This is a genomic window from Nonomuraea sp. NPDC005983, from assembly GCF_040614375.1.
Classification (GTDB): Bacteria; Actinomycetota; Actinomycetes; order Streptosporangiales; family Streptosporangiaceae; genus Nonomuraea.
This window is the reverse complement of record NZ_JBEXUP010000297.1, coordinates 1-1,497: the sequence shown is the minus strand read 5'-3', so window position 1 is coordinate 1,497 and position 1,497 is coordinate 1. Positions and strand designations below refer to the sequence as shown.

2 protein-coding genes are annotated in these 1,497 nt (G+C 73.7%); both read right to left on the bottom strand.

Annotated elements, in window-relative coordinates:
* Positions 1 to 25 precede the first annotated feature (25 nt).
* Entirely contained in the window at positions 26 to 1,156 is a 1,131-nt protein-coding gene (locus ABZ297_RS46815) for an amidohydrolase family protein (protein ID WP_355361093.1), read from the bottom strand.
* Positions 1,146 to 1,394 carry a hypothetical protein gene (locus tag ABZ297_RS46810; RefSeq protein WP_355361096.1) on the bottom strand — a complete coding sequence of 83 codons (249 nt, stop codon included), beginning with the start codon at positions 1,392 to 1,394 and terminating at the stop codon, positions 1,146 to 1,148. The genes ABZ297_RS46815 and ABZ297_RS46810 overlap by 11 nt, the downstream gene beginning before the upstream one ends.
* Positions 1,395 to 1,497 lie beyond the last annotated feature (103 nt).

The following is a 1,497-nucleotide window of genomic DNA, read 5'->3' as shown; positions in this document are numbered from 1 at the left end:
TGGGCCGCGGCGGACTCGTTCTCCGTCACGCGCCCGCTCCCAGCCCGTACACGCGCCGGGCGTTCTCGGCGCCCACCATGACGGCGACCCGCGCCGCCTGCTCGGCCGACCACTCCCCGTCATCGACGAAGCCGCCGAGGACCCGGGACATCGCCCGCCGCCACAGCACCGCCCCGAGGTGGTGCAGCTCGGCGGGGCCCCACGCGTCGGAGGAGAAGAGGAGCTTGGCGAACGGCGCCAGCTCCAGGCTCTCCGCGACCACGGCGACGCTGCGCGCGCCGGTGTAGTTGACGCCCAGCCCCACGTCGAAGTAGACGTTCGGGTACACCTGCGCGAGGAAGCCGGCGTGCCGCTGGTACGGGTAGCAGTGCAGCAGCAGCAGCGGCACCCCGGTCGGCTCGGCCAGCTCGATCAGCCCGCGCAGCAGCAGCGGGTCGGAGCGGTGCAGGTCCACGTCCGGGTCGCCGTAGCCGATGTGGAACTGCAGCGGCAGGCCGCGTTCGAGGCCCGTCCAGATGAGGTGGCGCAGCAGCACCGGGTCCTCGACGCGCCCGCCGGACGCGAGCCAGCGCCCGGCGGCCTCGGTGACCTCCTCGGGCGCGGGCGGCGCGGGGTCGAAGTCGAGGCCGTGGCGGTAGGCGACGATGCTCTTGAGGCCGCGGGCCGTCCGGGTGCGGTTCCAGAGGGCCTCGGCGAACCGGCCGGCGAACGCGTCGGCCTCGACCCCCTCGGCGGCGACCTGCTCGGCGACCGCCTCCAGCCGGACGACCTCGTCGGCCGGGACGCCGGCCACCTCCGCCATGCCGGACGGGCTGAGGATCTCCTCGCCCCGGTAGCCGGTCTCGATGAGGAAGTGGCCGATGCCGCTGGCCTCCAGAAGCCTGGCGTTGACCTCGTCGGCGCCCAGCACCGCCCGCCTGGCCAGGTACTCCTCGGGCGAGGCGTGCGGGTCGAGGCCGAGCACGGGCGCGCAGTGGCGCAGGATCGCGTAGCCGACCTGGGAGTCGAACTGGGTCATCCAGCCGGGCACCGGCCGGTCGGACTCGGTGATCAGCTCTTCGAACGCGGTGCGTGACAGGTCGTGCGCGGACGCGCCGTGCACATGGTGGTCCACCAGGGGCAGGCTGTCGATGAGCGCGGCGAGGTCAGTAGACATCGGCGATCCTCCGGCAGCACTCGGCGTCGTCGAGCCCGTCGAGCGCGGCCAGTTCGGCGCGCTTGACCGACAGGTACGTGGTGATCAGGTCGGCGGGGAAGAAGCCGCGCACCACGTCGTCGGCCTCGAGCGCGTCGAGCGCCTCGGCCTGCGACTTGGGCAGCGGCGGCACACCGGCCAGCTCCGCCTCGGTGACGCTCTCCGGCCAGACGCGCGGCGGCTCATACCCGCGCCTGATCCCTTCGATCGGAGATGATCGCGTAGTCGAAGCCCGCCCGTTCGGCGAGGGCGGCGTGGTCCACGAGCTCCCGCACCGGGGTCCGTTCGCGCATCGCCGGGGT